24 protein-coding genes are annotated in these 24,967 nt (G+C 72.0%); 5 read left to right on the top strand and 19 right to left on the bottom strand.

The window, feature by feature from the left end; all coding sequences use genetic code 11:
* Positions 1 to 14 precede the first annotated feature (14 nt).
* Positions 15 to 377, top strand: coding sequence for a MerR family transcriptional regulator (locus BLS99_RS14745; protein ID WP_091051030.1), 363 nt, complete (start codon positions 15 to 17; stop codon positions 375 to 377).
* A complete protein-coding gene (locus BLS99_RS14750; RefSeq protein WP_091051034.1) occupies positions 374 to 616 on the top strand; it encodes a hypothetical protein in 243 nt (80 codons plus the stop codon). The genes BLS99_RS14745 and BLS99_RS14750 overlap by 4 nt, the downstream gene beginning before the upstream one ends.
* Here the strand turns inward: BLS99_RS14750 and BLS99_RS14755 are convergent.
* From BLS99_RS14755 to pyrR, 13 genes are all read right to left on the bottom strand, one after another.
* Positions 613 to 2,496: a primosomal protein N' family DNA-binding protein gene (locus BLS99_RS14755; RefSeq protein WP_176953378.1), complete on the bottom strand. Its 1,884-nt coding sequence runs from the start codon at positions 2,494 to 2,496 to the stop codon at positions 613 to 615. The two genes, BLS99_RS14750 and BLS99_RS14755, sit on opposite strands and share 4 nt — an antisense overlap.
* A gap of 93 nt (positions 2,497 to 2,589) precedes the next feature.
* Positions 2,590 to 3,783: a methionine adenosyltransferase gene (metK, locus tag BLS99_RS14760; RefSeq protein ID WP_091051037.1), complete on the bottom strand. Its 1,194-nt coding sequence runs from the start codon at positions 3,781 to 3,783 to the stop codon at positions 2,590 to 2,592.
* 129 nt (positions 3,784 to 3,912) lie between these two features.
* The gene (coaBC, locus tag BLS99_RS14765; protein ID WP_091051039.1) at positions 3,913 to 5,103 is read right to left on the bottom strand and encodes a bifunctional phosphopantothenoylcysteine decarboxylase/phosphopantothenate--cysteine ligase CoaBC; all 1,191 of its coding nucleotides are present in this window, start codon (positions 5,101 to 5,103) and stop codon (positions 3,913 to 3,915) included.
* Positions 5,104 to 5,111: 8 nt separating this feature from the next.
* Positions 5,112 to 5,384, bottom strand: a complete 273-nt coding sequence (gene rpoZ / locus BLS99_RS14770; protein WP_091051042.1) for a DNA-directed RNA polymerase subunit omega — start codon at positions 5,382 to 5,384, stop codon at positions 5,112 to 5,114.
* Between the two features lie 49 nt (positions 5,385 to 5,433).
* Positions 5,434 to 6,036, bottom strand: coding sequence for a guanylate kinase (gene gmk / locus BLS99_RS14775; protein WP_091051045.1), 603 nt, complete (start codon positions 6,034 to 6,036; stop codon positions 5,434 to 5,436).
* Between the two features lie 20 nt (positions 6,037 to 6,056).
* Positions 6,057 to 6,380, bottom strand: coding sequence for an integration host factor, actinobacterial type (gene mihF / locus BLS99_RS14780; RefSeq protein WP_091051049.1), 324 nt, complete (start codon positions 6,378 to 6,380; stop codon positions 6,057 to 6,059).
* Between the two features lie 149 nt (positions 6,381 to 6,529).
* On the bottom strand, positions 6,530 to 7,444 hold the full coding sequence (pyrF, locus tag BLS99_RS14785) for an orotidine-5'-phosphate decarboxylase (protein ID WP_091051052.1): 915 nt from the start codon (positions 7,442 to 7,444) through the stop codon (positions 6,530 to 6,532).
* 13 nt (positions 7,445 to 7,457) lie between these two features.
* Positions 7,458 to 8,531, bottom strand: coding sequence for a quinone-dependent dihydroorotate dehydrogenase (locus tag BLS99_RS14790; protein ID WP_091051055.1), 1,074 nt, complete (start codon positions 8,529 to 8,531; stop codon positions 7,458 to 7,460).
* A 90-nt stretch (positions 8,532 to 8,621) separates the two neighbouring features.
* The gene (carB, locus tag BLS99_RS14795) at positions 8,622 to 11,942 is read right to left on the bottom strand and encodes a carbamoyl-phosphate synthase large subunit (RefSeq protein WP_091051058.1); all 3,321 of its coding nucleotides are present in this window, start codon (positions 11,940 to 11,942) and stop codon (positions 8,622 to 8,624) included.
* Entirely contained in the window at positions 11,935 to 13,071 is a 1,137-nt protein-coding gene (gene carA / locus BLS99_RS14800) for a glutamine-hydrolyzing carbamoyl-phosphate synthase small subunit (RefSeq protein WP_091051062.1), read from the bottom strand. The genes carB and carA overlap by 8 nt, the downstream gene beginning before the upstream one ends.
* Complete coding sequence (locus BLS99_RS14805) at positions 13,068 to 14,366, bottom strand: dihydroorotase (RefSeq protein ID WP_091051065.1); 1,299 nt, start codon at positions 14,364 to 14,366, stop codon at positions 13,068 to 13,070. Before BLS99_RS14805 ends, carA begins: the two co-directional genes overlap by 4 nt.
* A complete protein-coding gene (locus BLS99_RS14810) occupies positions 14,363 to 15,283 on the bottom strand; it encodes an aspartate carbamoyltransferase catalytic subunit (protein WP_091051069.1) in 921 nt (306 codons plus the stop codon). Before BLS99_RS14810 ends, BLS99_RS14805 begins: the two co-directional genes overlap by 4 nt.
* Complete coding sequence (gene pyrR / locus BLS99_RS14815) at positions 15,280 to 15,858, bottom strand: bifunctional pyr operon transcriptional regulator/uracil phosphoribosyltransferase PyrR (RefSeq protein WP_091051072.1); 579 nt, start codon at positions 15,856 to 15,858, stop codon at positions 15,280 to 15,282. Before pyrR ends, BLS99_RS14810 begins: the two co-directional genes overlap by 4 nt.
* Before the next feature lie 272 nt (positions 15,859 to 16,130).
* On the opposite strand from pyrR, the gene BLS99_RS14820 reads away from it, so the two are divergent.
* A complete protein-coding gene (locus BLS99_RS14820; protein WP_091034397.1) occupies positions 16,131 to 16,631 on the top strand; it encodes a transcriptional regulator in 501 nt (166 codons plus the stop codon).
* Positions 16,632 to 16,701: 70 nt separating this feature from the next.
* Here BLS99_RS14820 and nusB read toward each other — a convergent pair whose 3' ends face one another.
* From nusB to aroC, 5 genes are all read right to left on the bottom strand, one after another.
* On the bottom strand, positions 16,702 to 17,148 hold the full coding sequence (gene nusB / locus BLS99_RS14825; protein WP_091051074.1) for a transcription antitermination factor NusB: 447 nt from the start codon (positions 17,146 to 17,148) through the stop codon (positions 16,702 to 16,704).
* A 2-nt stretch (positions 17,149 to 17,150) separates the two neighbouring features.
* Positions 17,151 to 17,708: an elongation factor P gene (efp, locus tag BLS99_RS14830; protein WP_091051076.1), complete on the bottom strand. Its 558-nt coding sequence runs from the start codon at positions 17,706 to 17,708 to the stop codon at positions 17,151 to 17,153.
* Between the two features lie 108 nt (positions 17,709 to 17,816).
* Entirely contained in the window at positions 17,817 to 18,251 is a 435-nt protein-coding gene (gene aroQ, locus BLS99_RS14835) for a type II 3-dehydroquinate dehydratase (protein WP_091051079.1), read from the bottom strand.
* Complete coding sequence (gene aroB, locus BLS99_RS14840) at positions 18,248 to 19,804, bottom strand: 3-dehydroquinate synthase (RefSeq protein ID WP_091051082.1); 1,557 nt, start codon at positions 19,802 to 19,804, stop codon at positions 18,248 to 18,250. The genes aroQ and aroB overlap by 4 nt, the downstream gene beginning before the upstream one ends.
* A 62-nt stretch (positions 19,805 to 19,866) precedes the next feature.
* The gene (aroC, locus tag BLS99_RS14845; RefSeq protein WP_091051085.1) at positions 19,867 to 21,045 is read right to left on the bottom strand and encodes a chorismate synthase; all 1,179 of its coding nucleotides are present in this window, start codon (positions 21,043 to 21,045) and stop codon (positions 19,867 to 19,869) included.
* A 231-nt stretch (positions 21,046 to 21,276) separates the two neighbouring features.
* Here aroC and BLS99_RS14850 point away from each other — a divergent pair, with 231 nt between their 5' ends.
* Positions 21,277 to 22,554 (top strand): ABC transporter substrate-binding protein, encoded by a 1,278-nt coding sequence (locus BLS99_RS14850; protein WP_091051484.1) that lies wholly within the window; start codon positions 21,277 to 21,279, stop codon positions 22,552 to 22,554.
* A gap of 54 nt (positions 22,555 to 22,608) precedes the next feature.
* Here BLS99_RS14850 and BLS99_RS14855 read toward each other — a convergent pair whose 3' ends face one another.
* The gene (locus BLS99_RS14855) at positions 22,609 to 23,610 is read right to left on the bottom strand and encodes a Gfo/Idh/MocA family protein (protein ID WP_091051087.1); all 1,002 of its coding nucleotides are present in this window, start codon (positions 23,608 to 23,610) and stop codon (positions 22,609 to 22,611) included.
* A 287-nt stretch (positions 23,611 to 23,897) separates the two neighbouring features.
* Here BLS99_RS14855 and BLS99_RS14860 point away from each other — a divergent pair, with 287 nt between their 5' ends.
* Positions 23,898 to 24,950: a LacI family DNA-binding transcriptional regulator gene (locus BLS99_RS14860; RefSeq protein WP_245712252.1), complete on the top strand. Its 1,053-nt coding sequence runs from the start codon at positions 23,898 to 23,900 to the stop codon at positions 24,948 to 24,950.
* The last annotated feature ends 17 nt before the right edge of the window (positions 24,951 to 24,967 follow it).

The following is a 24,967-nucleotide window of genomic DNA, read 5'->3' on the forward strand; positions in this document are numbered from 1 at the left end:
GTGAGGCGGGCCATATGAGGATCGGCGAGCTGGCGGAGCGCACCGGCGCCCCCGCCCGGATGCTGCGCTACTACGAGCAGCACGGCCTCATCACCGCCGAGCGCTCCCCCAACGGCTACCGGGACTTCCCCGAGGCCATCGTCGACCGCGTCCGCCAGATCCGCGGCCTCCTCGACGCCGGCGTCCCCGTCAAGATCATCAAGCAGATCCTCCCCTGCCTCGGCAGCCCCGAGGAGATCTACTTCCCCGTGCCCGACCCCGAGATGCTCGCCCAGCTCGAGGAGCAGCGCGACCGCATGACCCGCAAGGCCGAGTGCGTCCTGCGGAACCGCGACGCCATCGCCGCCTACCTCGAACGCGTCAGCGGCACCGCGTGAACCGCCTCCGCACCCTGATCCTCGCCCTCGCCGTGCGCGCCCAGACCATGACCGTCCTCGGCTACATGGGCGTCATCTCGCTCATCGGCGTCGAAGCGCTCGTCGTGGTCCTCGGCTTCACCACGGTCTTCCCCATCGCGATCCCCTTCGTCCTCATCGCCGTCGCCGCCGCCTGGTACGGCCGCGACCGCCTCCGCGCCCTCTGGACCGCGATCAAGTCCAGACGCGAACGCGCCTAAGCGATCTCGCGCGGGTCGATCTGGACTCTGACCGGGTCGGCCTTCGCGTTCGCGCGTTCGGCCGTGGCCTTGGCGAGGGTCGCCGCGAGGGCGGCGCCGTCGCGGCGGCGCACGCGCAGGAGCAGGCGCTCGGTGTGCTCGTCGACCGGGATCGGGCCGATCGGCTCGGCCCCGAGGTCGTGCGGGAGGTCGGTCGCCAGCTTCTCCGGCTCGCCGTTCGGGCCCGTCAGGGCCGCGAACTTCATCACCGGCGGGAAGCCCAGCTCGGTGCGCTCCTCCAGTTCGCGCGCCGCGAACCAGGCCGGGTCCCAGCGCATGAGGGCCTGGACCACCGCGAGCCCGCCGTCCGCGACCACGACCGCGGTCCCGTCCGGCCGCGCCAGCGCCACCGCGTTCATCCAGCGCCGCAGCGCCTCCTCGCTCGCCGTCAGCTCCGCGCGCGTCAGCAGCGCCCACGTGTCGAGCAGCAGCACCGCGCCGTAGCCCTCGGCCGCCGCCGGTTCGACGCCCGGGGTCGCCACCACCACGGCCGCACCCGCGGGCGCCGACTCGAGGCGGTTGACGCCCGTCGACTCCACGACCGGGGTGTCCGGGAACGCCTGGGCCAGCTCCTCCACCGTCCGCTCGGCCCCGATCACCACCGCGCGCACGCGGTTCGATCCGCATTCGGCGCAGCGGAAGTCGCGCGCGACCGTCCCGCACCACCCGCACACCGGGTCGCGGCGCGGGCCCAGCAGCCGCAGCGGGCCCGAGCAGTTCGGGCAGGCCGCGCGGGTGCGGCAGCGCTGGCAGGAGACGGCGGGCACGTAGCCGCGGCGCGGGACCTGGACGAGGACGGGCCGGTCCTTGGCGAGCGCCGCCCGGGCGGCCTCCCAGGCGACGGTCGGCAGGCGCGCGGTGCCGCCGGAGGGGTCGCGTTCGAGGTCGGACTCGTCGCCGACCGGGACGATGCGGGGCGTGGCCGAGCGGATCTCGCCGCGCGGGGCGGTCATCGAGACCGCCCAGCGGGTCTCCACGAGCAGCTGCGCCTGCGGGGTCCGGGCGTGGGCGCCGACGAGGCAGGCGGCCTTCGCGAGGCCCGCGCGGGTGAGGAGGACTTCGCGCGCGTGCGGGTAGGGCGCGTGGCGGTCGACGTGGGAGCCGTCGCCGTCGTCCCAGATCGCGACCAGGCCGAGGTTCGGGACGGGCGCGAACGCGGCGGCGCGGGTCCCGGCCACGATCCTCACGTCGCCCCGCGCGGCCTTCAGGAAGGCCCTGTAGCGCTTCGTGGGCCCGGCCTGCGCCGAGAGGACCACGTGCCGGTCAGGGCCGAGCACGGCCTCCAGGGCGGCGTCGAGGCGGTCGAGGTCGGTCTGGTCGGGGACGACGAGCACCGCGCCGCGCCCGGCGGCGGCCGTCGCCGCGGCGGCCTCGGCGAACCGGGCCGGCCAGTCCTCCCCCGGCACCGCGGTCCACACGGCCCTCGGCGACTTGGTGTCGTGCAGCGCGCGCAAGAATGCCTCGCCCGCGATATACCTCTTCCAGTGATCCGAGGAGGGCGCCGCCACCGGCAGCACCTCGGCGGGGGCCTCGGCCTCGACCCGCACGCGCCGCTCCGGCACCGCCAGGCGCAGCACGTCGGACATCGTCCCCGCGTACCGGTCGGCCACCGCACGCGCCAGCACCGCGATCTCCTCGGTCACCACCGGCTGCGGGGAGACGAGGTCGGAGATCCACAGGAGCTTGCCCGCGAAGTCGGTCGAGGGCTTGACGGCGATGACGAACCCGGCGACCTTCCTGCGCCCGAACCGGACCCGCACCCGGCACCCGGGCCGCACGTCCATGCCCTCGGGCACCAGGTAGTCGAAGAGGCGGTCCAGCTGCGGCAGCGGCTGGTCGATGCAGACCGCTGCGATCGCCGGGGACTCGTCCATCCGATAAAAATACCGGGCGCCTCCGACGGTGGAGGGCGCCCGGCGCGAAGTCCCGGCCGCCTAGCTGACGGCTTCCTTGAGGGCGGCGGCGCGGTCGGTCGCCTCCCAGGTGAACTCCGGCAGCTCGCGGCCGAAGTGGCCGTAGGCGGCGGTGAGCGAGTAGATCGGGCGGATCAGGTTGAGGTCGCGGATGATGGCGGCCGGGCGGAGGTCGAAGACCTCCAGGACGGCCTTCTCGATCAGCGCGGGGTCGACGGTCTCGGTGCCCATCGGGTCGACGGCGATGCTCACGGGCTTGGCCTTGCCGATCGCGTACGCGACCTGGACCTCGCAGCGCTCGGCGAGACCCGCCGCGACCACGTTCTTGGCGACCCATCGGGCGGCGTACGCGGCGGACCGGTCGACCTTCGACGGGTCCTTGCCGGAGAACGCGCCGCCGCCGTGCCGGGCGTAGCCGCCGTACGTGTCGACGATGATCTTGCGGCCGGTCAGGCCGGCGTCGCCCATGGGCCCGCCGATCTCGAAGCGGCCGGTCGGGTTCACCAGGAGCTTGTAGTCGGCGATGTCGAGGTCGAGCCCGGAGACGACCGGGGCGATCACGTGCTCGGCGACGTCGGGCGAGAGCAGCGAGTCGAGCGAGATGTCGGGCGCGTGCTGGCTGGAGACGACCACGGTGTCCAGGCGCACCGGGCGGTTGCCCTGGTACTCGATGGTCACCTGGGTCTTGCCGTCCGGGCGCAGGTACGGGACGGTGCCGTCCTTGCGGACCTCGGTGAGGCGCTGGGACAGCCGGTGGGCCAGGGCGATCGGGAGCGGCATGAGCTCGGGGGTCTCGCGGCACGCGAAGCCGAACATGAGGCCCTGGTCGCCCGCGCCCTGGAGGTCCAGCTCGTCGTTCACGGCGGCGTCCACACGGGACTCCCACGCCTTGTCGACGCCCTGGGCGATGTCGGGGCTCTGCCCGCCGATCGAGACGTTCACGCCGCACGAGGCGCCGTCGAAGCCCTTCTTGGACGAGTCGTAGCCGATGCGCAGGATCGTCTCGCGCACGATGCGCGGGATGTCGGCGTACGCGTGGGTGGTCACCTCGCCCGCGACGTGCACCTGGCCGGTGGTGATGAGGGTCTCGACCGCGACGCGGCTCCCGGGGTCCTCGGACAGCAGTGCGTCCAGGATCCCGTCGGAGATCTGGTCCGCGATCTTGTCCGGGTGGCCTTCGGTGACCGACTCGGAGGTGAACAGGCGACGTGCCACGGCACTCCTCATAACCATTGCTCAAAACATGCCACGCCGCCCAGCGGCGCACTTCGACCGACTTCGCAGCTCACAAGTCTATGCGCTCAAGATCTTCCCACCAAGTCGCCGCGCTGGGCGGCGGCGGTGTCAGTGCCGTCCACCCACCGGGAGCCGGGCGGCCACCGCGTCCCAGACGGCGTCCGCGACCAGTTCTTTCGAGGTCTCGGCCAGCGCGGCGACGGGCCCGGCGGCGTCGAACACAGTGACGGAGTTCTCCAGGCGGCCGAACACGGCCCCGCCCGAGACGTCGTTGAGCACGACCAGGTCGGCGCCCTTCGCCTCGCGCTTGGCCTTGGCGTGCTCGGGGCCGTCGTGGGTCTCGGCGGCGAAGACGACGAGGACCTGCCCGGGCCGCTTGGCGCGGCCCACGGCGGCGGCGATGTCCGCGGTCGAGGTGAGCGCGAGGTCGAGGTCGCCCTTGCGCTTGATCTTGCGGTCGGAGGTCTCCTTGGGGGTGAAGTCGGCGGGCGCGGCGGCGAGGACCACGGCGTCGGCCTCGGCGGCGGCCTTGACGGTGGCCTCGTGGAGCTCCCCGGTGGTCCCGGCGCGCTCGACGCGGACGCCGGCGGGCAGCGGGGCGTCGATGTGCGCGGCGATCAAGGTGACGTCGGCGCCGCGCGCGGCGGCCGCGGCGGCGAGGGCGATGCCCTGGCGGCCCGAGGAGTGGTTGCCGATGAAGCGGACCGGGTCGATCGGCTCGCGGGTGCCCCCGGCGGTGACCAGGACCCGGCGGCCGGCGAGGTCGCGGGCGGGCGAGGTCAGGAAGCCCTTGAGGAGGGCGAAGACCGCCTCGGGCTCGGGCAGGCGGCCGGGGCCGGTGTCGGCGCCCGTCAGGCGCCCCGAGTCGGGCTCGACCACGTGGTTGCCGCGCTCGCGCAGGACGGCGACGTTGGCGCGGGTGGCGGCGTGCTCCCACATCTCGGTGTGCATCGCCGGGGCGAACACGACCGGGCAGGTAGCGGTGAGCAGCGTGGAGGTGAGCAGGTCGTCGGCGCGGCCGTGCGCGGCCCGCGCGAGCAGGTCGGCGGTGGCCGGGGCGACGACGACGAGGTCGGCGGCGCGGCCGAGCCGCACGTGCTTGACCTCGGACACGTCCGAGAACACGCCGGAAGCCACCGGGCGGCCCGACAGGGCCTCCCAGGTGGCTTCACCGACGAACTTGAGCGCCGCCTCGGTGGGTATCACGGTCACCTCGTGACCGGACTCCTTGAGGAGGCGGAGCAGAATGCACGCCTTGTAGGCGGCGATGCCGCCCGACACGCCCAGGACGACGTTCAACTGGCCCTCTACGCCTCGGTGTCGTCGAACGCCTTCGTCTCGAGCAGGCCCTTGTCGAGCTCGCGCATGGCGATCGACAGCGGCTTCTCCTCGGGCGTGGTCTCGACGAGCGGACCGACGTACTCCAGCAGGCCCTCGCCGAGCTGGGAGTAGTAGGCGTTGATCTGACGGGCCCGCTTGGCGGAGTAGATGACCAGCTGGTACTTCGACTGGCTCTTCTTCAGCAGGTCGTCGATCGGCGGGTTGGTGATGCCGACGGGGTCGGCGACAGTCCCTGACACGTGTTGTCCTTCGTGTGCGACTTGTGGGTGTTGCCAGCGCAGATCGGCGCTAGCGCGCCCCGGTCTTGAGTACGGCCGGAGAACTGAGCAACTCTACCAGCTCGGAGGCCGCCTGCTCGATCGACACGTTCGTGACTGTGTGATCGAACTCGGCTTCCGCGTCGAGCTCGCCGCGCGCGGCGTCGAGCCGGCGCGCGATGGTCGCGGCGTCCTCGGTCCCCCGCCCGGTGAGGCGGCGGACGAGCTCGTCCCACGACGGCGGGGCCAGGAACACCAGTTGCGCGTCGGGCATGGCCCGGCGGACCTGGCGGGCCCCCTGCAGTTCGATCTCCAGCAGCGCCGGGAGTCCGGCGCGCAGGCGCTCCTCGACCGGGCCGCGGGGGGTTCCGTAGAGGTTCCCCGCGTAGGAGGCCCATTCAAGGAACTCCCCCGCGGCGATCATCGACTCGAACTGCTCGGTCGACACGAAGTGGTAGTCGGCGCCGTCGACCTCACCCGGACGCGGCTTGCGGGTCGTGCAGCTCACGGAGAGCCAGACCCACGGGTAGTACTCCTGGATGAGTGCCTTGACGCTGCCCTTGCCAACGCCGGACGGGCCGGAGAGGACCGTCAGTCGCTGGGCGAGGGCGGCGTGGTGGTGATCGATGCTCACGCGACTACTACTACCCGAACTTAGGCCGCGTCGCCCTTGAATTCATCCAGAAGCGCGGCGCGCTGGTGCTCGCCCAGGCCGCGCAGCCGACGCGAGTCGGCGATCTTGAGCTTCTCCATGATCTGGGTGGCGCGCTTGTCGCCGATGCCGGGGAGGGCCTTGAGCACGGCCGAGACCTTCATCTTCCCGGAGATGTCGTCGGTGGCAGCGGACTTGAGGACCGCTTCCAGGGTGGTCTCGCCCGACTTCAGCTTCTCCTTGAGCTCGGCGCGGGCCTTGCGGGCCGCCGCCGCCTTCTCAAGGGCGGCTGCGCGCTGTTCCGGAGTCAGTTTAGGGAGCGGCACGGGGTCTCCTTGCAGTCGATGGTTTCGTCCCTGTGGACCTTGACGTGCGGGTATCGCCAAAGCATACCCAGCTCGGAGACGGTAACCCCACCTACCGACACGCCTGCGACCGGGGGTGGGGCAAATCCCGGGCCCGGAAATCGCCGGTTTTATTCCCCCATGGCGGCGCGGCATTCCTCCTGGAGCGCCTCGACGGCGGTGCGAATGCTCGCCGCGGCCGGACCGGGCTGTGCGATTTGCCGGGAATAGGACGGTATTGCGAAGTTCGTCGCCGAGCCGAGGACGCGCGGAAGATCACTCGGGCGCCCGCCCTGGGCGCCCATGCCCGGCACCAGGATGGGCCCGTTGAACTGGGAGAGGTCGTGAGCGGAGTCACGTTGGCTCACCGTGGTGTGGGTGATTCCGTAAGTCGACTCACGCAGGCGCGCCTCGCCCTCGGCCGCGCAGGCGCCGATCGTCGCGCCCATGACGATGCCGAAGGAGCCCATCGGCTCGGCGTCCCCGTTGCGCTCGTTGACCTCGTCGATGACGCTCTGCGCCACCGAGCGGCCGTCGCGGCGCTTGGCCATCTGGAGGTACTTGCCCTCGGGGTTGGAGGTGCGGGCGAGGACGAACACGCCCTTGCCGTGCGCGGCGGCGGTGTCGAACGCGGGCTGGAGTGAGCCGGTCCCGAGGTAGGGGCTGACGGTGATCGCGTCGGCCGCGAGCGGCGAGGCGGGATCGAGGTACGCCTGGGCGTACGCGGCCATCGTGGAGCCGATGTCGCCGCGCTTGACGTCGAGGATGACCAGGGCCCCGGCCCGGCGGGACTCGGCGATCACCCGCTCCAGGAGCGCGATGCCACCCGACCCGAAGCGCTCGAAGAACGCCGACTGGGGCTTGACGAACGCGCACCGCTCGGCGACCGCCTCGGTGAGCGTCATCGCGAAGCGCTCGGCGCCGGCGAGGTCGTCGTCGAGGCCCCACTGGAGGAGCTGGGACCCGTGCGGGTCGATGCCGGCGCACACCGGGCCGCGCTCCTGGGAGAGGCGGAAGGCGCGGGCGCCGAATTCCTTGTTAGGCATGGTTCCTCGATTGTCAGGCGTGAGAGGCGGATCGGTGGCGGCTGGCGGACTTGCGGTAGCGGCGCGCGCTCGCGCGCACCACGCCCGGCCCGTTGTAGATGAGGCCGGAGTAGATCTGGACGAGCGAGGCCCCGGCGTCGAACATGGCCTGCGCGTCGTCGGGGGTCATGATCCCGCCCGAGCCGATGATCGGCAGGCGCCCGCCCGTCTCGCGGTGGACGAAGCGCACGATCTCGCGCGAGAACGCGGTCAGGGGCCGGCCGGACATGCCCCCGGGCTCGGCGGCCACGGCGTCCTCGCTCGGGACGATGCCGTCGCGCCCGAGCGTGGTGTTCGTGGCGATCACCCCGGCGACCCCGGTGTCGAGGCAGACCTCCAGGAGCTGCGCAAGGGCCGGCTCGGTGAGGTCGGGGGCGATCTTGACCAGGATCGGGCGGACGGGCCGCCCGGCGGCGAGCCGGTGCCCCTCGGTGTGCAGGGCCCCGAGGAGGGCGCGGAGCGCGCCGGCGTCCTGGAGCTGGCGCAGGCCGGGCGTGTTCGGCGAGGACACGTTGACGGCGAAGTAGTCGGCGTAGGGGTAGAGGAAGCGCAGCGAGGTCAGGTAGTCGTCGACCGCCCCTTCGAGCGGGACGGCCTTGGACTTGCCGATGCTGATCCCGAGCGGGCAGTCCACGGCCGGGCTGGCCTGGAGGCGGGCCGCGAGGGCCTGGGCGCCCTCGTTGTTGAAGCCCATCCGGTTGACGATGGCCTGGGACTGCTTCGCGCGGAACATCCGCGGCTTGGGGTTGCCGGGCTGGGCCTGGGCGGTGACGGTGCCGATCTCGGCGAAGCCGAAGCCGAGCGCGGGCCAGGCGCCGACGGCGACGCCGTTCTTGTCGAGGCCGGCGGCGAGGCCGATGGGGTTGGGGAAGGGGATGCCGCAGACGGTCACGGGCGCGCTCAGCCGGTTGAGCTTGATGAGGGCGTTGCGCGCCTGCCGCTGCTCGGACAGGCGCGTCAGCCAGCGCATCGTGGTGTCGTGCGCTCGTTCGGCGTCACCGCGGCCGATCCGGAAGAGGACGGGGCGGGCGAGATTCTGGTACAGCATGGTCTTTCCTGTATACGTCACTTTCAAGACGGCACGGCGCGGGGTGAGCGGAACGGCCGCGGGCCGGACGCCGCTCACCCCGTGATCGTGTCAGGCCGCGACCCGCTCGTCGCCGCGCAGTCGCCGGTGCAGTTCCTGGAGGGAGGCCACGCGGATCTCGCCGCGCGAGGCCGACTCGATGGCCTGCGTGGCGGCGGCCGCGCCCTGGATGGTGGTCACGCAGCTCACGTCCGCGACGACGGCGGCGGAGCGGATCTCCCAGCCGTCGGTGCGCGGGCCCGGGGAGGCCGAGGGCGTGGTGATGACCAGGTCGACCTCGCCGGAGGCGATGAGGCTGACCGCGTCGACCGCCTCGCCGGAGGAGTGGCGGGCGACGGGCGTGAAGTCGATGCCGTGGCGCTTGAGGACCAGGCCGGTGCCCTCGGTGGCGTAGACGTCGAAGCCGAGGTCCACGAGGCGGCGCACCGGGAAGACGATGGCGCGCTTGTCGCGGTCGGCGACCGACACGAACAGCTTCCCGGAGGTGGGGAGCTTGCCGTAGACGGCGAGGGTGGCCTTGGCGAAGGCGAGCCCGAAGGACGAGTCGATGCCCATGACCTCGCCGGTGGACTTCATCTCCGGGCCGAGCACCGCGTCGATGCCGGAGCCCTCGACGGTGCGGAAGCGCTTGAACGGCAGCAGGACCTCCTTGACCGAGATCGGGACCTCGGGTCCGGCGTCGGAGCCGTCGCCCTCGGGCAGGAGCATCCCCTCGGCGCGCAGCTCGCTGATCTTGGCGCCCAGCGCGATGCGCGCGGCGGCCTTGGCGAGCGGGACCGCGGTGGCCTTGGAGACGAACGGGACGGTGCGCGAGGCGCGCGGGTTCGCCTCGAGGACGTAGAGCTGCTCGTCCTTGAGGGCGTACTGGACGTTCATGAGGCCGCGCACGCCGATGCCGAAGGCGAGCTTCGCGGTGTACTCGCGGATCTGGCCGATGACGGCCGCGCCGAGGGTGATCGGCGGGAGCGCGCAGGAGGAGTCGCCGGAGTGGACGCCGGCCTCCTCGATGTGCTCCATGATGCCGCCGAGGTAGAAGTCCTCGCCGTCGCAGAGGCAGTCGACGTCGATCTCGATCGCGTCGTCGAGGAACCGGTCGATGAGGACCGGGTGCTCGGGGCTGGCCTCGGTCGCGCGGGAGATGTAGCCGCCGAGGGTGTCCTCGTCGTAGACGATCTCCATGCCGCGCCCGCCCAGGACGTACGAGGGCCGCACCAGGACGGGGTAGCCGATCCGGCCGGCGACCTCGCGGGCCTCCTCGTAGGAGGTGGCGGTGCCGCCGTCGGGGGCGACCAGGCCGAGGTCGTCGAGGAGGCGCCCGAAGACGCCGCGGTCCTCGGCGTTGTCGATGGCCTTCGGGGAGGTGCCGACGATCGGGAGGCCGGCGCCCTGCAGGCGCTCGGCGAGGCCGAGCGGGGTCTGGCCGCCGAGCTGGACGACGACGCCGATGACGCCGGGGCCGCCGGCGGCCTTCCCGGACTCGTGCTCGGCGTGGAAGACCTCGGTGACGTCCTCGAACGTGAGCGGCTCGAAGTAGAGCCGGTCGGCGGTGTCGTAGTCGGTGGAGACGGTCTCGGGGTTGCAGTTGACCATGATGGTCTCGTAGCCGACCGCGCGCAGGGCCTGGACGGCGTGGACGCAGCTGTAGTCGAACTCGATGCCCTGGCCGATGCGGTTGGGGCCCGAGCCGAGGATCATGACCTTGGGGCGGTCCGAGGGCGCGACCTCGGTCTCCTCCTCGTAGGTCGAGTAGTGGTAGGGCGTGTGGGCCTCGAACTCGGCGGCGCAGGTGTCGACGGTCTTGTAGACCGGCCGCAGGCCGAGCCGGTGGCGCAGGCGGCGGACGCCGTCCTCTCCGGCGAGCTCGGGCCGCAGGGCCGCGAGCTGGGCGTCGGAGAACCCGGCGCGCTTGGCGCGGCGCAGCAGCGCCCCGTCGGCGACCGCGGCGGCCTCGATCTCGTCGCGCAGGGCGATGAGCTGGGCGACCTGGTCGAGGAACCACGGGTCGATCTTGCAGGCGTCGTGGACCTGCGCGACCGTGGCGCCCAGGCGCAGGGCGCGCTCGGCGGTGTAGAGGGTCCCGTCGTGCGCGGTGGTGAGCGCTTCGAGGGTGTTCTCCAGGGTCGCGCCGACCGGGTCGGGGCGGGTCCAGAACCCGGCGGCCTTGGTCTCGGTGGAGCGCAGGGCCTTCTGGAGGGCCTGCTGGAAGGTGCGGCCCAGGCTCATGGCCTCGCCCACGGACTTCATCGTGGTGGTCAGGGTCGGGTCGGCGCCGGGGAACTTCTCGAACGTGAAGCGCGGGACCTTGACGACGACGTAGTCGAGCGTGGGCTCGAACGCGGCCGGGGTGGCCTTGGTGATGTCGTTCGGGATCTCGTCGAGCGTGTAGCCGATGGCGAGCTTCGCGGCGATCTTGGCGATCGGGAAGCCGGTGGCCTTGGAGGCGAGCGCGGAGGAGCGCGAGACGCGCGGGTTCATCTCGATGACGATCATGCGCCCGGTGGCCGGGTCGATCGCGAACTGGATGTTGCAGCCGCCGGTGTCGACGCCGACCTCGCGGAGGATGGCGATGCCGACGTCGCGCATGTGCTGGTACTCGCGGTCGGTGAGGGTCATCGAGGGGGCGACGGTGACGGAGTCGCCGGTGTGGACGCCCATGGGGTCGACGTTCTCGATCGAGCACACGACCACGACGTTGTCGTTGCGGTCGCGCATGAGTTCGAGCTCGTACTCCTTCCAGCCGAGCACGGACTCCTCGATGAGGACCTCGGTGGTGGGCGACTCGGCGAGGCCGTTGCCCGCGATGCGGTCGACGTCCTCCCACGTGTGGGCCATGCCCGAGCCGAGGCCGCCCATGGTGAAGGAGGGCCGGATGACCACGGGCAGGCCGAGGTCCTTCACGGTGTCGCGGACCTCGTCCATGGTGTGGCAGACGGCCGAGCGCGGGACCTCGCCGCCGACCTTGAGGACGACCTCCTTGAACTGCTGGCGGTCCTCGCCGCGCTGGATGGCGTCCATGTCGGCGCCGATGAGCTCGACCCCGTACTCGGCGAGGATGCCGGCCTCGTGGAGGCCGACGGCGGCGTTGAGGGCGGTCTGGCCGCCGAGGGTCGCCAGGATCGCGTCGGGCTTCTCCTTGGCGATGATCTGCTCGATGACCTCGGTGGTGATCGGCTCGACGTAGGTCGCGTCGGCGAACTCGGGGTCGGTCATGATCGTGGCCGGGTTGGAGTTGACGAGGGTGACCCGCAGGCCCTCCTCGCGGAGCACGCGGCACGCCTGGGTGCCGGAGTAGTCGAATTCGCAGGCCTGGCCGATCTGGATGGGACCGGATCCGATGACCAGGATGTGCTTGAGGTCGTCGCGCTTAGGCATCTGCCTTGGCCCCCTTGGTGGTCTCGATCAGTTCGACGAGCCGGTCGAACAGGTAGTCGGCGTCGTGCGGCCCGCCGGCGGCCTCGGGGTGGTACTGGACGGAGTAGGCGGGGGCGTCGAGGCAGGTGAGCCCTTCGACGACGCCGTCGTTGAGGCACACGTGGCTGACCTGGACGCGCCCGAACTCGGTGTCGAAGAACTCGCCGCTCTCGGGTGCCTTGAGGGCGAACCCGTGGTTGTGCGAGGTGATCTCGATCTTGTTCGTGTGCCGGTCGAGCACGGGCTGGTTGATCCCGCGGTGGCCGAACTTGAGCTTGTAGGTCTCCAGGCCGAGGGCGCGGCCGAGGATCTGGTTGCCGAAGCAGATGCCGAAGACCGGCACGCCGCGGCGCAGCAGCTCGCGGGTGAGCGCGACCTGGTGGTCGGCGGTGGCGGGGTCGCCGGGGCCGTTGGAGAGGAACACCGCGTCGGGGCCGTCGGCGAGGACGGTGTCGGCGTCGGCGTACGCGGGGAACACGGTGGTGGTGATGCCGCGCTCGGCGAGGCGCCGGGGGGTGTTGCGCTTGATGCCGAGGTCGAGGGCGGCGACGGTGTACTTCGCGGTGCCCTTGGCCTGGTAGGTGTACGGCTCGGAGGCGGTGACGGCGCCGACGTGGTTGGCGCCGGCCATCTGCGGCGTGTTGCGGACCTTCGCCAGGAGCTCGTCGGCGTCGGTGGTGCGCGAGGAGATGCCCACGCGCATGGCGCCCTTGTCGCGCAGGTGGCGCGTGAGGGCCCGGGTGTCGACCTCGCAGATGCCGACGACGCCCTGGGAGGCGAGCTCGTCCTCGAGGCCGCGCTTGGCGCGCCAGTTGGAGGCGATGCGGGAGGCGTCGCGGACGACGTAACCGGCGACCCAGACGCGGCGGGACTCGTCGTCCTCGTCGTTCCAGCCGGTGTTGCCGATCTGCGGCGCGGTCTGGACCACGACCTGCCCGTAGTAGGACGGGTCGGTGAGGGTCTCCTGGTAGCCGGTCATGCCGGTGTTGAAGACGGCCTCGCCGAAGGTCTCGCCGACGGACCCGAACGCCTCGCCGCGGAAGACGCGGCCGTCCTCGAGGACGAGGATCGCTGGTGCTCTGCTGCTCATTCGGTCGTCTCCTCTGCGATCTTGCCGTTCAGCACGGTGGCGCGTCCGCGGAGGAACGTCGCCTGGACGGTGACCGGGAGGACCATCCCGGCGTAGGGGGTGTTGCGCGACAGGGACGCGAGGTCGGCGGGGACGACGGTCCAGGTCGCGGTCGGGTCGACGAGGGTGAAGTTCGCCTCGGTGCCCGGCTGCGGGTCGCGGCCGTGGGCTTCGAGCCCCGCGATGCGCGCGGGGGTGCGGGAGGTGCGCTCGGCGACGGTGTCCCAGTCCACGCCTTCAGGCCCGCCGAGGGCGAGGACGGTGATCGACAGGGCGGTCTCCAGGCCCAGCATGCCCGGGCGGGCCGCGGCCCACTCGCAGTCCTTGTCCTGCGGGGCGTGCGGGGCGTGGTCGGTGGCGACGGCGTCGATGACGCCCTCGGCGAGCGCGCCGCGCAGGACCGCGACGTCGGACTCGCGCCGCAGCGGCGGGTTCACCTTGTAGACGGGGTCGTAGGTGCGCGCGGCCTCGTCGGTGAGGAGGAGGTGGTGCGGGCAGACCTCGGCGGTGACCTTGGCGCCGCGGGCCTTCGCCTCGCGGATGATGTCGACCGAGCGGGCGGTGGAGACGTGGCAGAAGTGGACGCGCGCGCCGGTGTACTCGGCGAGGAGCACGTCGCGGGCGATGATCGCCTCCTCGGCGACCGCGGGCCAGCCGGGCAGGCCGAGTTCGGCCGAGACGGCGCCCTCGTTCATCTGGGCGCCCTCGGTCAGGCGCGGCTCCTCGGCGTGCTGGGCGATGAGCCCGCCGAAGGTCTTCACGTACTCCAGGGCCCGGCGCATCATGATCGGGTCGGCGACGCAGTGGCCGTCGTCGGAGAACATGCGGACCTTCGCCGCGGAGTGGGCCATCGCGCCGATCTCGGCGAGCTGCTTGCCCTCCAGGCCCACGGAGACGGCGCCGATGGGCTGCACGTCGGCGTACCCGGCGGCCTTGCCGAGCGCGGCGACCTGCTCCACGACCCCGGCGGTGTCGGCCACGGGGTAGGAGTTCGCCATGGCGCACACCGCGGTGTAGCCGCCCTTGGCGGCGGCGCGGGTGCCGGAGCGGACGGTCTCGGCGTCCTCGCGGCCGGGCTCGCGCAGGTGCGTGTGGAGGTCGACCAGACCGGGCAGGAGGATGAGGCCGTCGGCGTCGACCACCTCGGCGTCCTTCGCGGTGACCGAGCCGGTCTCCACCACGCGGCCGTCGCGCACGAGGACGTCCTGCCGTCCCTTCCCGACGATGTCGGCGGACTTGATCAGGAGGTCGGTCACCGGGTTTCTCCGTTCGTCAGCAGCAGGTAGAGGACGGCCATGCGGACCCAGACGCCGTTGGTCACCTGCTCGGTGATGGTGGCGCGGGGCGAGTCGGCCACGGTCGCGGCGATCTCCATGCCGCGGTTCATCGGGCCGGGGTGCATGACGATCGCGTGGTCGGGCAGCAGCCGCAGGCGGCGCTCGTCGAGGCCGTAGAGGCGCGCGTACTCGTTGGCCGTGGGGAAGAACGCGGCGTGCATGCGCTCGCGCTGGACGCGGAGCATCATGACCGCGTCGACGCCCTTGAGGCTCGCGTCGAGGTCGTAGCCGACCTCCACGGGCCAGTCGCCGATGTCCTTGGGCAGCAAGGTGGGCGGGCCCACCAGGCGCACGTTCGCGCCGAGCTTGGACAGGAGCCACACGTTCGAGCGGGCCACGCGCGAGTGGAGGATGTCCCCCACGATCGCGACGGTGCGGCCCTCGACGGACCCGAGGCGCTTCTTCATCGTGAACGCGTCGAGGAGCGCCTGGGTCGGGTGGGCGTGGGTGCCGTCGCCGGCGTTGAGGACGGCGCCGTCGATCCACTCGGTGAGCCGCTGCGGGGCGCCCGCGGCGGGGTGGCGGATGACGACCGCGTCGGCGCCCATGGCCTGCAGGGTGAGCGCGGTGTCGCGCAGGCTCTCGCCCTTGTTCACGCTGGAGGTCTTGGCGGCGAAGTTGACGACGTCGGCCGAGAGGCGCTTGGCGGCGGTCTCGAACGAGGTGCGGGTGCGGGTCGAGTCCTCGAAGAAGAGGTTGACGACGGTGCGCCCGCGCAGGGCGGGGAGCTTGGGGACCTCGCGCCCGGTGACGGCCTCGGCCATCTGCTCGGTGACGTCGAGGATGAGCTCGGCCTCGTCGCGGGTGAGCTCCTTGGTGGTGAGCAGGTGCTTCATCGCTCCCGGCCTCCGGTGAGGATCACGGCGTCGAAGCCGTCGTACTCGGTCAGCCGCACCGAGACGCTCTCGTCGCGCGCGGTGGGGATGTTCTTGCCGACGTAGTCGGCGCGGATGGGCAGCTCGCGGTGGCCGCGGTCGACCAGGATGGCGAGCTGGACGCTGGCGGGGCGGCCGAGGTCGTGGACCGCGTTGAGCGCGGCGCGGACGGTCCGTCCGGAGTAGAGCACGTCGTCGACGAGGACGACCCGCTGGTCGTCGACGCCGCCGGGCGGCAGCTCGGTGGGGCCGAGGGGCCGGAGCGCGTTGCGGCGCAGGTCGTCCCGGTAGAGCGTGATGTCGAGGGTCCCGGCGGGGACGTCGAGTCCGGCGAAGCGGCGGATGCGGTCGGCGAGCCGGCCGGCGAGCGCGACGCCGCGGGTGGGGATGCCCAGGAGCATGGTGTCGGGGGCGCCCTTGGTCTTCTCCAGGATCTGGTGGGCGATGCGGTCGAGGATGCGGCCGATGTCCTCGCCCGAGAGGATGTGCTTGCCCGACGGGTCTTCCTCGGTCTGCCTGAGGGCAGGGGAAACCACGCGAACCTCCTTCTCCGCCTCACTGGACGGTCTGTTAAAGAACGGTTTCGTCGCGGGCCATGCTACGCCGCCGGTGACGGAGCGTAAACCCGAGTCCCAAAACCAGGGCGGCTTTAGCTGCGTCTTTGACGGGTATGATGTGTTTTGCCGGTCAGTCTTTCGGGCCTTGCGCGACGAAGAACACTGTTTGGGGGCACCCCAACGGCCGATGGTCACCGACGGTAGTCAACAATAGGATTCCTCTCGTACCGAAAATTGGAGTTGATCCCAGCATGGCGACATCTGACTACGCCAAGGCGCTCGGCAACCGGCTGCGCGACATTCGGATGCAGCAGGGCCTGTCCCTGCAAGGCGTCGAGGACAAGTCCGGCGGCAAGTGGAAGGCCGTCGTCATCGGTTCCTACGAGCGGGGCGACCGGTCCATCACCGTCAGCCGCCTCGCCGAACTGGCCGACTTCTACCGGATCCCCGTCTCGGAACTGCTCCCCGAGGGCGTGCCGCTCCCGGTCGAGCAGGCCGAGAAGATCGTCCTCAACCTCGAGGCGCTCTACGACCACCCCGACCCCGAGCTGGAGCACGTCGCCAAGCTCGCGCGCTCCATCCAGCAGCGCCGCGGCGACTACAACGGACGGATCCTCTCGATCCGCGCCGACGACCTGTACACGCTCGCGGTCGTCTACTCGACCACGCCCTCCGGCCTGATCGAGAAGCTCGAGGACTTCGGCGTGCTCGTGCACGACCTCCAGGCGTTCTTCGCCTCGGACGGCGAGTAGCCCCGGAACACGAGAAAGCGGCTGGGCCCGGGATCGGAGGGCGCAGCCGCTTTTCGCTTGTCCTGGAACCCTACTCCTCGGCCTTCGCCGCCGCGTCGAGGACCGCGTTCACGAACGAGGTGTCGTCGGAGGAGCCGATCTGCTCCGCCACGCGCATGGCCTCCTTGATGGCCACGGGCGTGTCGACGTCCTCGACGTAGATGATCTCGTACAGCGCCACCCGGAGCACGTTCCGGTCGACCGCGGGCATCCGCTCGACCGCCCAGCCGCTGGCGGCGCGGCCGATGGCCTCGTCCAGCTCGTACCGGTACTCGTCGACGCCGCGCACCAGCTCCTCGGCGTACTTCGGGAGCCGCGGGGCCTCGGGGTCGGTGAAGGCGCGGTCGGCCCGCTCGGCGAGGACGCGCTTGGCGCTCTCGCCGCGGGACTCGGCCTCGTACAGGATCTCGACGGCCCGCATGCGCCACTTGGTGCGGGCGGTCAGCCGGTCGGGTCCGCTGCTCTGCTGGTTCGCCACCCCTAGGCTCGCGAGAGGTACTTGCCGTCGCGGGTGTCGACCTTGATCTTCTCGCCGTTGTCGATGAACAGCGGCACGAGGACCTGGGCGCCCGTCTCGACGGTGGCGGGCTTGGTGCCGCCGGAGGAGCGGTCGCCCTGGAGGCCCGGCTCGGTGTAGGTGATGACGAGCTCGACCGAGGCCGGGAGCTCGACGTACAGCGCCTTGCCGTCGTGCCACGCGATGGTGACCTCGGAGTTCTCGAGCATGAACTTCGCGGCGTCGCCGACGAGGCCCGGGCCGAGCGGGAACTGCTCGTAGGACTCCATGTCCATGAACACGAAGTCCTCGCCCTCCTTGTAGAGGTAGCTCATGGTGCGGCGGTCGACGTTCGCGGTCTCGACCTTGGTGCCGGCGTTGAACGTCTTGTCGACGATCTTGCCCGAGGGGATCTGCTTGAGGGTGGTGCGCACGAACGCGGGGCCCTTGCCGGGCTTGACGTGCTGGAATTCCTGCACCTGCCAGAGCTGGCCCTCCAGGTTGAGCACCAGGCCGTTCTTGAGGTCGTTCGTGGATGCCACGGGCGTTCGTCTCTTTCGGTAGTGGGTCTGACTGGGCCGACCGTCAATGCTAGCGGGCGGCCCGGCAGGTCAGGGCGCAGGCCGCGTCGGCTGTGACCAGGGGCGCGGCTAGGCGGTGAGGGAGGCGAGGTGGCGCAGGGCCGCGGTGTAGCCGTCGGCGCCCAGGCCGGCGATGACGCCCTTGGCGTGGGCGGACACGAAGGAGTGGTGCCGGAACGCCTCGCGCTGGTGGACGTTGGAGAGGTGGACCTCGATGAGCGGGGCCGTGAGCTGCGCGCACGCGTCGCCGACGGCCACCGAGTAGTGGGTCCAGGCGGCCGAGTTGAGGACCACCGGGTACGACTCGTCGGCGGCCTCGTGCAGCCACTCCAGCATCTCGCCCTCGTGGTTGGTCTGGCGGAAGTCCACGTCCAGGCCGAGCTCCGCGCCGGTCTTGGCGCACAGCGCCTCGAGGTCGGCGAGGGTCTGCGAGCCGTAGATCGCGGGCTCCCGCTTGCCGAGCCGGTTGAGGTTGGGGCCGTTGAGCACGAGCACAGTCGTCATGCGGTCAGCCTCTCATAGGCTTCCCGCTGCTGCTCGGCGGTCACGTCGTCCACGACGACGGGCGCCGCGAGGGCGTCGAGGAGGACGAAGCGCTGGGTGGCGCCGACGTTCTTCTTGTCGATCTTCATGACCTGGAGCAGCTCATCCCAGCGCCCGGCCTCGTACGTGGTGGGCAGCCCGAGCGATTCGAGGACGGCCTCGGTGCGCTCCACCAGGTCGACCCGGCCGGTGATGGCGTTCAGGTGCGCGGCGTAGACCATGCCCACGGCGACGGCGTCGCCGTGGCGCCAGCGGTAGTGCTCCAGCTTCTCGATGGCGTGCGCGAAGGTGTGCCCGTAGTTGAGGACGGCGCGCAGGCCGCCCTCCTTGAGGTCGGAGGCGACGACCTCGGCCTTGACGGCGATGGCGCGCTCGACGAGTTCGGCCACGACCGGGCCGGTGGCGTCGAGCGCGGCCCGCGGGTCGGCCTCGACCAGGTCGAGGATGGCCGGGTCGGCGATGAAGCCGGCCTTGACGACCTCGGCGAGGCCCGCGGCGAGGTCGCGTTCGGGCAGGGTCGCGAAGTTGTCGAGGTCGACCAGGACCGCGCGGGGCGGGTGGAAGGCGCCGACGAGGTTCTTGCCGGCGGCGGTGTTCACGCCGGTCTTGCCGCCCACGGCCGCGTCGACGGCGCCGAGCAGCGAGGTCGGGACGTGCACGACCGCGACGCCGCGGAGCCAGCAGGCGGCGACGAACCCGGCGAGGTCGGTGACCGCGCCGCCGCCGACGCCCACGACGAGGTCGGTGCGGGTGAAGCCCTCGGCGCCGAGCGCGTCCCAGCACTGCTCGGCGACGGCGACGGTCTTGCCGTCCTCGGCGTCGGGCAGCTCCATGAGCGTGGCCTCGACCCCGTCGGGCAGGAGGGAGCCGACGCGCTGCGCGAGGAGCGCGGTGCTCTCGGTGTGGAGCACGGCGACGCGGGCGGCCTTCCCGAGGAACTCGGGGAGCCGTTCGACGGTGCCGCGGCCGATGAGGACCGGGTAGGGGGTCTCGGCGTCGTTCACGGCGACGGTGCGCACGGCGAGCCTCGCGCGGATCTCGGCGGCCAGGTCGTCCACGTCCCTCCCGGTGGTGTCGACCTCGACGTCGGCGACCTCGCGGTACAGCGGCAGGCGCTCGTCCAGGAGGCGGCGCAGCGTGGCGCGGGGGTTGACCTGGAGGAGCGGGCGGCCCTTGTCGATCTCGTTGCGGCGCACGGCTTCGGCGAGGTCCACGCGGAGGTGGACCACGGGCACGTCGGCGAGGAGCTTGCGGGTGGCCTCGGACAGGACCGCGCCGCCGCCGAGGGCGAGGACGCCGTCGTGCTCGGCCACGGCCCGGCGCACGGCCTCGCGTTCGAGCGCCCGGAAGTGGTCCTCCCCGTCGTCCACGAAGATGTCCGCGATCGGCTTGCCCGCGACCGCGACGATGTCGGCGTCGGCGTCGCGGAAGGGCGCGCCGAGCGCGTCGGCCAGCGCGCGGCCGACCGTGGTCTTGCCGGAGCCGGGCGGCCCGACGATCACGATCAGACTCATCAGCGTTCACTCCGGTTCGGGGAGGGGCGCCGCGGTGCGGCGCCGGCGGGCGGGACGGCGGGCTACTTCACCCGCAGGTGCTCCAGGTACTGCTCGAAGTTGCGGCGCGATTCGCCGACGGAGTCGCCGCCGAACTTCTCCAGGGCGGCCTCGGCGAGGACGTAGGCGACCATGTGCTCGGCGACGACGGCCCCGGCGGGGACCGCGCAGACGTCGGAGCGCTGGTTGATGGCCTCGGCGGCCTGGCCGGTCTCGGTGTCGATGGTGCGCAGCGGGCGCGTGAGCGAGGAGATGGGCTTGAGCATGGCCGAGACGCGGAGCGGCTGGCCGGTGGTGATGCCGCCTTCGAGGCCGCCGGCGCGGTCGGTGAGGCGCTGGACGCCGTCGGGGCCGGGGACGATCTCGTCGTGGGCGGAGGAGCCGCGGACGGCGGCCTGCATGAGGCCGTCGCCGATCTCGACGGCCTTGACCGACTGGATCGACATGAGGGCGGTGGCGAGGCGGGCGTCGAGCTTGCGGTCCCACTGGACGTGGGAGCCGAGGCCGGGCGGGACGTTGTAGGCGAGGACCTCGACGACGCCGCCGAGGGTGTCGGCGTCCTTCTTGGCGGCGTCGACCTCGGCGACCATGCGGGCGGAGGCGTCGGGGTCCATGCAGCGCAGCGGGTCGGCGTCGACGGCGGCGGCGTCGTCGGGGGTGGGGACGAGCCCTTCCTTGGCGCGGACGGGGCCGAGGGCCTTGACGTGGGAGACGATCTCGATGCCGAACGCCTGCTTGAGGAAGGCTTTGGCGGCGGTGCCGCCGGCGACGCGGGCGGCGGTCTCGCGGGCGGAGGCGCGCTCAAGGATCGGGCGGGCGTCGTCGTGGTCGTACTTCTGCATGCCGGCGAGGTCGGCGTGGCCGGGGCGGGGGCGGGTGAGGGGGGCGTTGCGGGCGACGCCTTCGAGTTCGGCGGGGTCGACCGGGTCGGCGGCCATGACGGTCTCCCACTTGGGCCACTCGGAGTTGCCGACGCGGACGGCGACGGGCGAGCCGAGGGTGCGGCCGTGGCGCAGGCCGCCGATGAAGCTGACGGCGTCGGCCTCGAACTTCATGCGGGCGCCGCGGCCGTAACCGAGGCGGCGGCGGGCCAGTTCGGCGGCGACCGCCTCGGTGGTCAGTTCGATCCCGGCGGGCAGGCCGTCGATCGTGACCACGAGTTCGGGGCCGTGGGACTCTCCAGCTGTCATCCATCGCAACACGCGTCAAGTCTGCCATCCGGGCCGGTGTGATCCCGCCCCTGGTGGGACGCGCCTCCCAGATTTCGGACAGGACCGTGATTCAACCGGACGGCGGAGGGGGTCCTGTCCGGACGGCGGGCCTTGGGGGCTGCGGAAATACAAGTTACCGAATAGTATTCTCCGTGCACCCGGGTACCGCTTCCCATCAACGTTCATCAATGCGGCGCCCGGTACCACGAAGAGGTGATCGACATGCGGACCCCCGCGAAGACGTCGAGGAGCGCGGCGGCCCTGGCGGCCCTGGCGGTCCTCGTCCTGGCCGGCTGCACGGCCCCCGGCGGTGAGGAGGAGGCGGCCGCGACCCCCGGCGTCACCGCCGACACGGTGACCATCGGGACCCACCAGCCGCTGTCGGGACCGGCCGCGGCCGGGTACTCGGCGGTGTCGGCGGCGACCTCGGCGTACTTCGCGTACGTCAACGCCGGCGGCGGCGTCAACGGCAGGAGCATCGAGTACCTGGTCAAGGACGACGCGTACGAGCCGCAGCAGACCAACGAGGTCGTCACGGAGCTGGTCGAGGACGACGAGGTCCTGGCGATCGTCAACGGCCTGGGCACGCCCACGCATTCGGTGGTCCTCGACTACCTCGCCGACGAGGGCGTCCCGGACCTGTTCATCGCCTCCGGCTCGCGGGTGTGGAACCAGCCCGCGCTGTACCCCAACGCGTTCGGGTACAACGCCGAGTACACGACCGAGGGCGCCGCGCTCGCGCAGTACGCGCTGGAGCGGGAGCCGGGCGCGAAGGTGTGCGTCCTGGGCCAGGCCGACGACTACGGCGAGGGCCTGCTCGAAGGGGTCGAGGCGGTCCTGGGCGGCAACGAGATCACCGAGATCCAGACGTACGCGACCTCGGCGACCGACCTCACCGTGCAGATGGGCGTCCTCAAGGCGGCCGGGTGCGAGGTGAACATCCTGGGGACCATCAACGGGTTCACCGCGCTCGCGGTGGGCACCGCGGCGCAGATGGACTGGTCCCCGCAGTGGTACGTGTCCTCCTCGGGCGCGGACTACCCGACGCTGGTGGGGCACCTCGGGGAGGAGGCGGCCGCGCGGCTCCTGGAGGGCATGGTGTGCGTCAACTACCTGCCGTTCGGGCCCGACAGCGAGTGGACGGCCCTGTTCCGGCAGATCAACGAGGAGTACAACGGCGGCGCGCCGTTCACGGCGAACACGGTGCTCGGCATGAGCGTGGGCTACCTGTTCGCGGAGGCGCTCGCGGCGGCCGGGGAGGACCCGACGCGCGAGTCGCTGATCGCGGCGGTCGAGTCGGGGTCGTTGCAGGGCAACGGGATCGTGCCGCTGTCGTTCAGCGAGACGAACCACGGCGGGTACAGCACCGTGGGGATCATGACCGTCGAGGACGGCGTGCAGGACTACAACGGGACCACGTACCGGGTCGAGGTCGGGCAGGTGACCGAGGTCGAGGCGGACCCGGTGCCGCTGGTGAACGGCGGCATCCCGGCCGGATGAGCAGGACGGGCCCGGCCGCCAGGCCGGGCCCGTCCTCATAACCCCAGAGCAAAGTCATTCCTTGTAGAAGTCCGGCCGCGCGGGCAGGTCGACCGGCACGATCGCACCGGTGCGGCGGGCCTCGACGGCGGCGTTGGTGACCACGGTGGCCGCGTAGCCGTCCCAGGCGCTCGGCCCGGCCGGGAGCCCGGCGTGCAGCGCGTCGACCCATTCCTGGAGCTCGGTGTCGAAGGCGTCGGCGAAGCGGCTCGGGAAGTCCTGCACGAGCGGGTACGCGGCGCGGCCCCCGCTGCGCACCAAGGGGGCCGCGGGGTCGGGGAGGCGCACGGTGCCGGTCTCGCCGACGATCTCGCACTGGATGTCGTAGCCGTACTGGCAGTTGACGAACACCTCGACGTCGACCCGGGCCCCGGACTCGGTCTCCAGCAGCAGGATCTGCGGGTCGACCAGGTGCGGGTACCGCTTCGCGGTCGAGCGCGGCACCACGACCTGGACGGTGGCGAACTCCTCGCCGAGGAGCCAGCGGAGCACGTCGATCTCGTGGACCGCGGTGTCGACCATCGGCTTGTCGGAGTGGTACGACTCGGGCTGGGTCGGGTTGCGGTGCGCGCAGTGGGCCATGAGCGGGGTCCCGACGCCGCCCGCGTCGAGGACCGCCTTGATCTGGCGGTACCCGGCGTCGTAGCGGCGCATGAAGCCGACCTGGACGAGGCGCTTGCCATGGGCCTGTTCGGCTTCGAGGATGCGCAGGCCGTCGGCGGCCTCGGTGGTGAGCGGCTTCTCGCAGAACACCGGCTTGCCCGCCGCGATGCAGGCGAGCACCTGCCCGGCGTGCGCCGGACCCCAGGAGGCCACCACGACGGCCTCGACCTCGGGGTCCGCGATGAGCCGGTCGGCGTCGGCGGCGACCCGCGCCCCGACCGCCTTCGCCACGGCGGCGGCGCGCTCGGGGTCGATGTCGGACACGGCGGCCACCTCCGCGCCGCTGATCCGCCCCGAGAGGCGCCTGGCGTGCTCCTCACCGATCCAGCCGGTGCCGATCAAGCCGATCTTCATGGGCCGCTGCCCTCCTTCGCGGATCCGTTCGGGTGACCCGTCCACAGTAGCCAATGGGGCGCCGGTCGGGGCGGGCCGAGCCCGCGCCGCCTCCGGAGCGGACGGGCCCTCCGAACGCGGCGCGGCGGCCGCCGGGGAAGGCGGTCGCCGTTTGGGCGGTGTATGTCGGTTTCGCGCGCGCCACTAGAGCGCGCTAGTGAAGCGAGGATGGCATGCGCCACGTGGTCCGGTCAAGTGGTCGCGTATGAAAAACTTCAGTACGCATCGACCGGAAGGACCACCACTCGATGACCCCCCAGAACCTGCGACAGGGAAACGACCGCTCCCCGGCACCGCGGTCGCGCAAGCCCACCATGGCCGACGTGGCCGCCGAGCTGGGCGTCTCGCGGGCGCTCGTGTCCCTCGTCTTCAGGGACCAGCCCGGCGCGAGCCCCGAGACGCGCGAGCGCGTCTTCGCGGCGGCCGCCCGGCTCGGCTACAAGCCCGACATGGCCGCGCGCCTCCTCGCGCGCGGCAGGAGCAAGGTGCTCGGCGTGCTCTTCACCGCGCGCAACCCCCACCACGTGGACCTCGTCGAGGCCATCTACCCCACCGCCGAGGAGCTCGGCTACGACCTGGTGCTCAGCGCCGCCGTCCCCAGCCGCGACGAGCACAAGGCGATCGAGGCCCTGGTGGGCCACCGCTCCGAGGCGCTGCTGCTGTGCGGACCCACGATCGCGGAGGAGGACATCGCCGACCTGGGCACCCGCCTGCCGGTCGTGGTCCTCGGCCGCCACCTCAAATGCGCCCCGGTCGACATCGTGACCTCGTACGACCGCCCCGGCGCGCGGGAGGTCGTGGACCACCTGGTGGGCCTGGGGCACCGCGACATCGCGCACGTCGACGGCGGCTCGAAGCCCGGCGCCCCGGAGCGGCGGCGGGCCTACCGGGACGCGATGCGCTCCCACGGCCTGGCCGACCGCGTCCGCATCCTCCCGGGCAACCACACCGAGGAGGGCGGGCAGGAGGCCGCGCGCGGGATGCTCGCGGGCGACGAGGGCCTGCCCACGGCGGTGTTCGCCTCGAACGACCAGTGCGCGATCGGCCTGCTCGACGTGTTCACGCGGGCCGGGGTGAAGATCCCCGAGCAGGTCTCGATCGTCGGCTACGACGACTCGCACATCGCCGGGCTCAGCCACATCGACCTCACCACGGTGCGCCAGGACGTGCCGCGGCTGGCGCGGCTCGCGGTCGAGGCGGCCGACGAGCAGCTCCGGGGCGTGCGCGACCCCGGCGCCACGCTCAAGCTGGAGTCGAAGCTGGTCGTGCGCGGCACCAGCGGCCCGCCGACGCAGCGCTGAGGAGCGGACTCCTTGAC

This window comes from Glycomyces sambucus (assembly GCF_900102815.1).
GTDB classification, from domain to species: Bacteria; Actinomycetota; Actinomycetes; order Mycobacteriales; family Micromonosporaceae; genus Glycomyces; species Glycomyces sambucus.

Bases quoted from the DNA above. Each gene is read 5' to 3' on its own strand.
- BLS99_RS14745 (WP_091051030.1), top strand. From the start codon at position 15: ATGAGGATCGGCGAGCTGGCGGAGCGCACCGGCGCCCCCGCCCGGATG.
- pyrF (WP_091051052.1), bottom strand. From the start codon at position 7,444: ATGCCTAACAAGGAATTCGGCGCCCGCGCCTTCCGCCTCTCCCAGGAG.
- aroB (WP_091051082.1), bottom strand. From the start codon at position 19,804: ATGAGTCTGATCGTGATCGTCGGGCCGCCCGGCTCCGGCAAGACCACG.
- BLS99_RS14855 (WP_091051087.1), bottom strand. From the start codon at position 23,610: ATGAAGATCGGCTTGATCGGCACCGGCTGGATCGGTGAGGAGCACGCC.
- BLS99_RS14810 (WP_091051069.1), bottom strand. From the start codon at position 15,283: ATGAAGCACCTGCTCACCACCAAGGAGCTCACCCGCGACGAGGCCGAG.
- BLS99_RS14820 (WP_091034397.1), top strand. From the start codon at position 16,131: ATGGCGACATCTGACTACGCCAAGGCGCTCGGCAACCGGCTGCGCGAC.
- BLS99_RS14850 (WP_091051484.1), top strand. From the start codon at position 21,277: ATGCGGACCCCCGCGAAGACGTCGAGGAGCGCGGCGGCCCTGGCGGCC.
- BLS99_RS14790 (WP_091051055.1), bottom strand. From the start codon at position 8,531: ATGCTGTACCAGAATCTCGCCCGCCCCGTCCTCTTCCGGATCGGCCGC.
- BLS99_RS14860 (WP_245712252.1), top strand. From the start codon at position 23,898: ATGACCCCCCAGAACCTGCGACAGGGAAACGACCGCTCCCCGGCACCG.
- aroQ (WP_091051079.1), bottom strand. From the start codon at position 18,251: ATGACGACTGTGCTCGTGCTCAACGGCCCCAACCTCAACCGGCTCGGC.
- carB (WP_091051058.1), bottom strand. From the start codon at position 11,942: ATGCCTAAGCGCGACGACCTCAAGCACATCCTGGTCATCGGATCCGGT.
- carA (WP_091051062.1), bottom strand. From the start codon at position 13,071: ATGAGCAGCAGAGCACCAGCGATCCTCGTCCTCGAGGACGGCCGCGTC.